The sequence below is a fragment of the Vibrio sp. V08_P9A1T1 genome, assembly GCF_963874405.1.
Taxonomy (GTDB): Bacteria; Pseudomonadota; Gammaproteobacteria; order Enterobacterales; family Vibrionaceae; genus Vibrio; species Vibrio anguillarum.
The window spans coordinates 1-10,057 of sequence record NZ_CAWNIB010000036.1; the positions used below are offsets into that span (position 1 = coordinate 1).

General features: G+C 42.9%; 7 protein-coding genes. 3 read left to right on the forward strand and 4 right to left on the reverse strand.

What is annotated here, in order from left to right; all coding sequences use genetic code 11:
- Nucleotides 1-106: 106 nt before the first annotated feature.
- Both AACT21_RS02205 and asnB read left to right on the forward strand, forming a co-directional pair.
- Nucleotides 107-1,693: a cation:proton antiporter family protein gene (locus AACT21_RS02205; RefSeq protein WP_017045500.1), complete on the forward strand. Its 1,587-nt coding sequence runs from the start codon at nt 107-109 to the stop codon at nt 1,691-1,693.
- Between the two features lie 272 nt (nt 1,694-1,965).
- Nucleotides 1,966-3,630: an asparagine synthase B gene (gene asnB / locus AACT21_RS02210; RefSeq protein WP_094164547.1), complete on the forward strand. Its 1,665-nt coding sequence runs from the start codon at nt 1,966-1,968 to the stop codon at nt 3,628-3,630.
- An 81-nt stretch (nt 3,631-3,711) separates the two neighbouring features.
- On the opposite strand, the gene rfaH is transcribed toward asnB, so the two are convergent.
- Complete coding sequence (gene rfaH, locus AACT21_RS02215) at nt 3,712-4,212, reverse strand: transcription/translation regulatory transformer protein RfaH (protein WP_013857303.1); 501 nt, start codon at nt 4,210-4,212, stop codon at nt 3,712-3,714.
- 307 nt (nt 4,213-4,519) lie between these two features.
- On the opposite strand from rfaH, the gene AACT21_RS02220 reads away from it, so the two are divergent.
- Nucleotides 4,520-5,908: a peptide MFS transporter gene (locus AACT21_RS02220; protein ID WP_094150907.1), complete on the forward strand. Its 1,389-nt coding sequence runs from the start codon at nt 4,520-4,522 to the stop codon at nt 5,906-5,908.
- A gap of 91 nt (nt 5,909-5,999) precedes the next feature.
- On the opposite strand, the gene hemH is transcribed toward AACT21_RS02220, so the two are convergent.
- The 3 genes from hemH to htpG all read right to left on the reverse strand — a co-directional run bounded on the left by hemH (nt 6,000) and on the right by htpG (nt 9,951).
- On the reverse strand, nt 6,000-6,965 hold the full coding sequence (gene hemH / locus AACT21_RS02225) for a ferrochelatase (protein ID WP_094164548.1): 966 nt from the start codon (nt 6,963-6,965) through the stop codon (nt 6,000-6,002).
- Between the two features lie 115 nt (nt 6,966-7,080).
- Nucleotides 7,081-7,725, reverse strand: coding sequence for an adenylate kinase (gene adk, locus AACT21_RS02230; protein ID WP_013857306.1), 645 nt, complete (start codon nt 7,723-7,725; stop codon nt 7,081-7,083).
- A gap of 318 nt (nt 7,726-8,043) precedes the next feature.
- Complete coding sequence (gene htpG / locus AACT21_RS02235) at nt 8,044-9,951, reverse strand: molecular chaperone HtpG (protein ID WP_013857307.1); 1,908 nt, start codon at nt 9,949-9,951, stop codon at nt 8,044-8,046.
- Nucleotides 9,952-10,057 lie beyond the last annotated feature (106 nt).

A 10,057-nucleotide genomic window follows, 5' to 3' on the forward strand; every position in this document is an offset into this window, starting at 1 on the left:
CGATTAAGCAACCGATTGAATTATAATAAAAGGCTGTGTCGTCATGACACAGCCTTTTTTACAACCAAAACATTATTTTTAAACCAAAGCATTACTAAAGGAATTTATGGAACTTATCCTAATTTCAACGGCTTTTTTCGCAGGGTTTATTGCCTTGAAATGCAATTTACCTCCGTTGGTTGGCTTTTTAGTTGCTGGGTTTGGCCTTAATGCTGCTGGCTACCACAGCAGCGATACCATCCTGACCCTAGCCGATCTAGGGGTTACCTTATTGCTGTTCACAATTGGACTTAAGCTAGAGATTAAAACCTTACTTGCGAGAGAGATTTGGGCTGGTGCCACGGTTCATAACCTCCTTTCGACAGGGATTTTCAGCATTGCTTTATTGATATTCAAATATTTAGGGGTTAGCTCTCTGGCCTCCATGTCAATTGAACAATTAGTTCTGCTTGGTTTTGCTTTGTCATTCTCCAGTACTGTTTTTGCGGTGAAATCACTGCAAGAGAAAGGAGAAATGAACGCGACATACGCCACTATCGCCATCGGTATTCTTGTGATGCAAGATATCTTTGCTGTCATATTTTTAACCGTCTCGACAGGAAAACTTCCTCATTGGTACGCTGCCACTTTATTGATCCTACCCTTTATGCGGCCACTATTTTACAAACTGCTCGACTGGGTTGGTCACGGTGAAATGCTTGTTCTGTTTGGTATATTTTTTGCCTTAGTGGTCGGAGCAGGATCATTTGAATTGGTTGGGATGAAACCCGATCTTGGTGCTCTGATTTTAGGCATGCTGCTAGCAGGCCATCGCAAAGCATCTGAGCTGTCAAAATCACTCTTTAATCTAAAAGAGCTGTTTCTCGTCTGCTTTTTCCTCAATATTGGACTATCAGAACAGCCCACAATGACTGGGTTTGCGCTCGCATTGTTGCTCTTACTGCTGCTTCCCATCAAAGGTATCCTCTATTTTTGGGTACTCAACCGCTTTAAATTCCGAGTGAGAACCTCACTGTTAGCCACCTTGTCTTTATTCAATTTCAGTGAATTCGGGCTGATTGTGGGAGGACTTGCTTTCAAAATGGGATGGATGTCGGGTGATATATTGGTCGCACTGGCCATTGCGGTATCCATTTCATTTGTAATCGCAGCCCCAATAAGCCGTAAAGGCCATGAACTCTATCAACATTCACGGCAATGGCTAAAAGAACATGCCGCTGAAAAACTCAACACCAAAGATCAATTAATTAATCCAGGCCATGCCCAGGTACTCATATTAGGGATGGGCCGCATCGGTACCGGTGCATATGATGAGTTGCGCTCTCGTTATGGCAAAATAAGTTTAGGCATAGAAGTCCGAGAAGAGGTTGCTCATGATCACCGCTCACAAGGGCGCAATGTTATTGCTGGTGATGCAACCGACCCTGATTTTTGGGAGCGTATTCTAGACACTGGTAATGTAAAACTCGTACTACTTGCTATGCCGCATCATCAAGGTAACCAAATCGCACTATCGCAGTTACAACACCGTAATTTTAAAGGACAAATCGCAGCCATCGCCGAATACCCAGACCAATTGGAATCACTATTGGAAAGTGGTGTTGATGCAGCATTCAACATCTATAGCGAAGCGGGTAGCGGTTTTGCCCGTCACGTATGTAAACAACTCCAACCTAATTTTACTAAACCGTAATAATGTCTAGGTAAGCCATCGCAATTTTTAGGTAAAACATTGTCATTTCTATGCCCAACTCAATACGGCCCCAGAGCTTAGTTGGGCATAATTTACCCACCATCGCTCAAAAATAGAAAACAAATAGAAAAAATTCATATAAAGTGAGAATTATTTAAATTACATTCACCAAGATACGTATTATGTGATATTAACGACACCATATGGTTGCTTTTTTTAACCAGAATGGCAAATTAGGTCCAACAGATTAAAAATCATCAAAAGGAAGTTGTATGTGTTCTATATTTGGCATTCTTGATATTAAAAGTGATGCAACAGCGTTACGCCCAATAGCGCTAGAGATGTCTAAAAAAATGCGTCACCGCGGCCCTGACTGGTCTGGCATCTATGCTTCAGAAAAAGCAATCTTGGCTCATGAGCGCCTTTCTATTGTCGGTTTAAACAGCGGCGCACAACCACTTTACAGCCCAAATAAAAAGCACATATTAGCGGTCAATGGTGAGATTTATAACCACAAAGAAATTCGTGCTCGTTACCAAGGCAAATACGATTTTCAAACCGACTCTGACTGCGAAGTGATATTAGCGCTTTATGCAGACATGGGTGCCGCGCTACTTGAAGAACTCAACGGCATCTTTGCCTTTGTGCTCTATGATGAAGAAAAAGATGAGTACCTCATCGGGCGTGACCATATTGGTATCATTCCTCTTTACCAAGGCCATGACGAACACGGTAACTACTACATTGCATCCGAAATGAAAGCTTTGGTAAGCATTTGCAAAACTATCAGTGAATTTCCTCCTGGTAGTTACTACAGCTCGAAAGAGGCAGGCGCACAGCGCTACTATATTCGAGATTGGAATGAATATGCTGCAGTCCAAGGCAATAGCAGCAGTAAAGAAGAGCTAAAACAAGCATTAGAAGCGGCCGTTAAGCGCCAACTGATGACAGATGTACCTTACGGTGTTTTGCTTTCTGGAGGATTGGACTCTTCAATTACGTCAGCCATTGCGAAACGTTACGCCGCAATGCGAATTGAAGATGATGAACAATCAGAAGCATGGTGGCCACAGCTTCACTCTTTTGCGGTGGGTTTAGACGGTGCTCCAGACCTTAAAGCGGCTCGTGAAGTGGCTGAAAAAATTGGCACTGTACACCACGAAATGACTTATACCATCCAAGAGGGTTTAGATGCTATTCGTGATGTTATTTACCATATTGAAACATATGACGTGACGACAATTCGAGCCTCTACTCCGATGTATTTGATGGGGCGGAAAATCAAAGCTATGGGTATCAAAATGGTACTTTCCGGCGAAGGAGCGGATGAGATCTTCGGTGGTTACTTATACTTCCACAAAGCACCAAACGCGCAAGAATTCCACGAAGAAACTGTGCGTAAACTGCTGGCGTTGAACTTGTTTGACTGTGCTCGCGCTAATAAATCTTTAGCGGCTTGGGGAGTGGAAGGACGCGTTCCTTTCCTAGACAAAGAGTTTATTGATGTTGCAATGAGGCTTAACCCTGCTGACAAAATGTGTGGCAATGGCAAGATGGAAAAACACATTCTACGTGAGTGCTTTGAAGATTATCTGCCAGCCTCGATTGCTTGGCGTCAAAAAGAGCAATTTTCCGATGGTGTGGGCTATAGCTGGATTGACACACTAAAGAGTGTTGCTGAAGAAAAAGTTACCGATCAACAGATGGAAACAGCAAAATACCGCTTCCCATATAATACTCCAGCGACAAAAGAAGGGTATGTTTACCGCGAGATCTTCGAAGAGCTGTTCCCATTAGAGTCTGCTGCACAATGCGTTCCTGGAGGTCCTTCTGTAGCTTGTTCTTCCGCCAAAGCAATAGAGTGGGATGAATCCTTTAAAAATTGTATTGACCCGTCAGGCCGAGCTGTCAAAGAGGTGCATAATGAAGCGTACTAACCAAAACGCTGGCTAATAAAGCAAATAAAAGGCGCAAAATGCGCCTTTTATTTGTCTAAAGAGCTTACTGTAGAGAGTCAATCACGAATCTAATTCTAAATGCTTATTATCAATGCTCATCGGTATCACTTGGCTGATCATTTTAACCAGCATAATAGATCGCGTCTCACCATCGGGCTCTTGATAAATGGCATCAATTCCTGAGAACTGCCCACCCTTAAGTCGAACTACCTGCCCTTTTTCTGGAATATTGAACGATGCTACCGGTAATTTTAACTGGTCGAGTAACTTCAATTCCTCGATCAAATCACTGTCCAACTCCTTCGGATGTGAACCAAATCGGATGAAATCAACCACACCGCGAGTGGAGCGCACACTGGTAAAGGTTGGGCCAATTTCAAAATCAAAGTAAATGAACATATAGGAGGGAAAAAGTGGCTCTTTGACAACTTGCCGCTTACCCCGAAGAATTCTCTCTAGTTCAATTTCTGGGTAGAAACATTCGACACCTTGGTTTTCAAGGTGTGCTTTAGCACGCCTCTGATCGCCACGTTTACAATACAACAAATACCAACGTTTCATTTTATTCCTAGCTACTGCTTTTCTTTTTCTTGAATCCTAACACCATCCTCCTCCTCAATAAACGGCTAATAAACTGAACATAAAAATAAACCCTTAATGTCCGAACAAGGCAAATTCAAATAATCAGTAATGAAAGATAAGTTTTCATAACGCAACAAAACTTTGAGTATTGATAGACATGCATTTCAAAAACAATGAGTTAGTTAATAATGCCAGAATAAAATACTGATTTTACTCATTGCGATACGCTAAAAGCCCATGTATATCTAAAGCACAATTTTTCTCATCTCAAATACTAATAATTCTTATGACAAACCAACATCAATACTTTGGGCACCCAAGGGGCCTATTTTTACTTTTTGGCACAGAGCTATGGGAGCGTTTTTCGTATTATGCGATGCGCGCCATTTTGGTACTTTATCTTACAGACGCAACGATGAATGGCGGTCTAGGTTGGTCGACTAAAGATGCACTCGATCTTTACGGCACCTATACAGGGCTAGTCTACATCACACCGCTTATTGGTGGTTACCTTGCAGATAACTACCTTGGGCAACGCCGTTCTATTTTATTGGGTGGAGCGTTAATGGCCATTGGCCAATTTACGCTAGCACTACCTGCAGATGTGCTAGGCATTGGCTCTCTACACACTTTCTATTTAGGCCTTGCACTGCTTATCTGTGGTAACGGTCTATTTAAGCCCAATATCTCAACAATGGTTGGTGACCTATATAATGAAGGTGATAACCGTCGTGATGGCGCGTTCACCATCTTCTACATGGGGATCAATTTAGGTGCGCTACTTGCTGGTGTGATCTCTGGTTCAGTTACTAACTCATTTGGTTGGAAAGCCGGTTTTGTGGCCGCTGGTATTGGTATGCTGATCAGCCTTGTGATGCAAATGGCAATGGCTCAATCATGGCTTGGTAATATTGGCCGCGAACCAGCAGCTAAGCGCGATCTAAAACTGAAAAAATCAGCAAATAAAGAACCACTAACGAAAGCAGAAGTAGATCGTATCAAAGTTATCCTTGTGATGAGTTTGTTTACTATTGTTTTCTGGGCGGGTTTCGAACAAGCTGGTGGTTTAATGAACATTTACACGCAGCAATACACTGATCGTATGATGGGCGGTTTTGAGATACCTGCGGCTTGGTTCCAATCGTTAAATCCATTTTTCATTATTACTCTTGCCCCTGTATTAGCCGTATTATGGGTAAAATTAGGTAAGCGTGAACCAAACTCGCCAATGAAGTTTGCATTAGCGATGTTCTTCTTAGCCCTAGGCTTCCTATGCATGGTTGGTGCGGTTATGGAGCAAGGTGGTGACACTACCGTAAAAACATCAATGCTATGGCTTGTCGGTGCCTTCTTCTTCCATACCTTGGGCGAACTGTGTCTATCACCAATTGGTCTATCGCTTGTCACTAAACTAGCCCCACTACGCCTTGCTTCATTAATGATGGGAGCATGGTTCGGTTGTAACGCAATCGCGAATTATGTAGCAGGCCATGTAGGTTCTCATGTGGGAGAGCTTGGTGCGATGGCTATCTTCAGCGGTATTGCAGTAACAGCAACCATTGGCGGCGTCATTTTACTGTTGTGCTCTAACACGCTCGTCCGTTGGATGCACGGTGCAGAAAGAGCGACAAGCTACGCTGAAGAAATTGAAGAGCAACAAACTCAGTTGGTTTAGCTTCAAATATACCTAGTAGTAATTCAAGAATAATAATGACAAACGGTCACGCTATAGTGACCGTTTTTGTACTAGAAAAGAATTCAACTCATCAGCGCTTAACTAAGGAAGCCATCATTTCTATATGCATTGCCGAATCATTTAGGCACTCAATGTAGGTAAACAATTCTCCACCAGCGTGAATAAAAGTTTCTTTACCTTGCTCAGCTATCTCTTCTAGGGTTTCTAAACAATCCACCGAGAAGGCGGGAGTGATGATATCCAACTTTTTAATACCGCGGCTTGGCAGAGCCTCTAATGTTTTATCCGTATAAGGCTGTAGCCACTCTTCACGTCCAAAAATAGACTGATAAGTCATGCCGATTTGGTCAGCATTCAAACCAAGTTCTTGTGCCAAAAGTTCTGTGGTTTTTTGGCAGTGCTGTGGGTAGATATCACCGTTATCGGCGTATCGCTTAGGGATACCGTGGTAGGAACAAAGCAAATAGTCACCTTGCCCGTTACGTTGCCAAGAGTCACGGACTTTACTCGCCAAAGATCGTATATAAGCAGGGTGATTATGATAATCACGAATAAAACGTAAATTGGGCGTCACAGGCATACGTTTCATCGCTTTGGCAAGGCCATCAAACACGGCAGCCGTAGTAGTACCAGAATATTGAGGGTACAGAGGCAGCACCACAATCTCTTCAACACCACGCTCCAATAATGCGTTGATACCCTCTAAAAGGCTTGGTGAACCATAGGTCATACCAAGTTCCACTGGTGCACCGAGATACTGTTCTAACGCTTGCACTTGGCGTTTAGAGTACACCATCAAAGGAGAGCCTTCTTCCATCCAAACAGATTGATATAACTTAGCAACCTTGGGGGCTCGCAGCGGAAGAATCACACCATGTAATAATGGACACCAGATCCAACGATTCATATCAACCACACGTTGGTCATGTAAAAATTGGCTTAAAAATCGTTTTACTGCCGATGCCGTCGGTTCACTCGGCGTTCCCAAGTTAACCAATAGCACACCCTGTTTTTGATTATTTTGCATTACTTCCATTCATCCATTTCATTGTTAATTATTGAGTACGAATTCGCGGCAGGAAAGTTCATAAAAAAAGCGACCTTTAGGTCGCTTTCACTATAACAAAGTTAACAAGCCTATACTGAGCCAATTATGCTAATGCTTTCTCAATATCAGCGCTAACTTGAGCAACTGGCTTAGTGCCATCAAATTTTAGGTATTTCGTATTACCCATTTGTGCTTCTTTACCGTAGTAAGTGATCAGTGGCGCTGTTTGCTCGTGGTAAACACCTAAACGAGCACGAACGGTTTCTTCTTTGTCATCATCACGAACGACAAGATCTTCACCTGTTACGTCATCTTTACCTTCCACTTTTGGCGGGTTGTAAATGGCGTGGTAGGTACGACCAGAAGCCAAGTGAGCACGACGTCCCGCCATACGCTCAACAATAACGTCATCGGCAACATCAAACTCAATCACATAGTCAACATTAATACCCATTGCTTTTAAGCCATCAGCTTGAGGAATCGTGCGAGGAAAACCATCGAGTAAAAAGCCCTTTTCACAATCGGCTTGGGTGATGCGTTCTTTGATTAAGCCAAGGATGATTTCATCAGAAACAAGTTGACCAGCATCAATCACTGATTTCGCTTTTTTGCCAAGTTCAGTACCTGCTTTAATCGCAGCACGTAACATATCACCAGTAGAGATTTGTGGAATACCGTACTTCTCCATGATGAATTGAGCTTGAGTGCCTTTACCTGCACCGGGAGCACCTAGAAGAATGATGCGCATGTTTAATCCTCTTTAGAAAATTATGATTTATACCGAAGCTCACAACCAGATGAGACTTAAAACCAACGGTAAGTTTCGGTATAACGGTAATGAGATGAGTGAATAATAATTCGGCGAGCAACATACACAGCTTACCGATCGCATTCAAGCGATGCATTCTAACATACAAATTTAAGCGACTAACCAGATTAAGACTAAAGAATATAATCTTGGCCGGATGTTCGCTGCAAGTTTGCCTAAAATATCGCTCGTTCTCAGCAGAGAATCGCTATTCAAAGCAAAAAGCTCGCAGTTGCGAGCTTTTTGTTAGCCAGTTAGCTATTCAACCTTAGTCAAAAGCTGATTAATTGCGGTTAGGAATTGTGACGGATCTTCCATCGAACCACGCTCAGCAAGCGTCGCTTGACCTAGTAAAACTTCAACCCAGCGACCAAATACTTGCTCATCCGCTTCATCGGCCATCCGTTTCACTAACGCATGTTCAGGGTTAAGTTCCAAAATATACTTCACCTCTGGTACCGGTTGACCAGCCGCAGCAAGCAATTTTGCCATCTGCGTACCCATCTCATAATCGTCGGTCACAACAACCGCTGGAGTACTTGCCAGTTTAAAGGTAGTTCGAACCTCTTTGACACGATCGCCAAGGTACTGCTTCGTACGTTCAACCACCGATTTAAACTCTTCTTCAGTCTCTTTATGCTTCTCTTTTTCCGCTTCATCTTCGAACTGGCTCAGATCTAGCCCTGCTTTGGTGATGGATTGGAACATTTTTCCATCAAACTCAGTGAGGTAATTCATCAACCACTCATCAATGCGATCAAACATTAAAATAACTTCGATACCTTTGGCTTTAAACTGCTCTAGGTGCGGGCTATTTTTGGCCGCTGCATAGCTATCGGCGGTGAGGTAGTAGATTTTATCCTGCCCCTCTTTCATCCGTTCAACATAAGCCGCTAAACTAACCGTTTGCTCTGCTGAGTCAACCTCGGTCGAGGCGAAGCGCAATAGGCTGGCGATCTTCTCTTTATTAGCAAAATCTTCTGCAGGCCCCTCTTTGAGTACCAAACCAAACTCTTTCCAGAAGGTTTGATATTTATCAGCATCATTGCTCGCCATACGTTCAAGCATGGTCAATACACGCTTGGTACAAGCATTACGCAATGATTGAGTCACCTTGTTATCTTGTAAAATCTCGCGTGAAACATTAAGCGGTAAATCGTTTGAGTCGATTAAGCCACGTACAAAGCGCAAGTAGGACGGCATAAATTGCGCAGCATCATCCATGATAAATACACGCTGAACATAAAGTTTCAAGCCTGATTTATGATCACGATTCATCATATCCCAAGGTGCTTTCGCTGGAATATAAAGTAGGCTGGTATAATCGTTTTTACCTTCTACACGGTTATGGCTCCACACCAGTGGGTCAGCATAATCATGGGAAACGTGTTTATAGAACTCTTGATACTCTTCATCACTGATTTCTGACTTAGAACGCGTCCACAACGCCTGTGCTTTGTTGATTTGTTCCCACTGGGTCTCTTCAGTCTCGTTACCTTCGTCATCACGAACTTTGGTTTGGATAGAAACTGGAATTCCAATGTGGTCTGAATATTTAGAAATCACATCACGCAGACGCCATTCAGAAAGGAACTCTTTGCCTTCCTCTCGCATGTGCAAAATGATATCGGTTCCACGAGACTCTTTATTAATGCTTTCTACTGTATATTCACCTTCACCTTGTGAATACCATTGAACCGCTTCGTTAGCGGGTAAACCCGCAGCGCGAGTTCTTACAGTGACCGCATCAGCGACGATGAAGGCCGAGTAAAAACCCACCCCAAACTGACCGATAAGCTGAGAGTCTTTAGATTGATCTTGGGATAGTTTAGAGAAAAACTCCGCTGTGCCGGATTTTGCAATCGTACCGAGATGTTCAATGACATCTTCGCGGCTCATACCAATACCGTTATCTGAAATGGTCAGCGTATTCGCTTGGGTATCAAACGATAATTTAACGCCTAAGTTGGCATCACCTTGATATAAATCGGCATTAGACAACGCTTGAAAACGAAGTTTATCCGCAGCATCAGAGGCATTTGAAATTAATTCGCGAAGGAAGATCTCTTTATTGGAATAAAGAGAGTGAATCATAAGATGAAGTAACTGTTTGACTTCAGATTGAAAACCACGAGTTTCTTTATTGGTAGTAGCCGTTTCGCTCATACTAGCTCCATAACATCTGAGTTATTTTCATTCACACACAGAGTGTGCAACCAAGGATGATTTGCTAGTAAGATGAGGCTGGCAATTGTAAATTCAAGGTCAATAA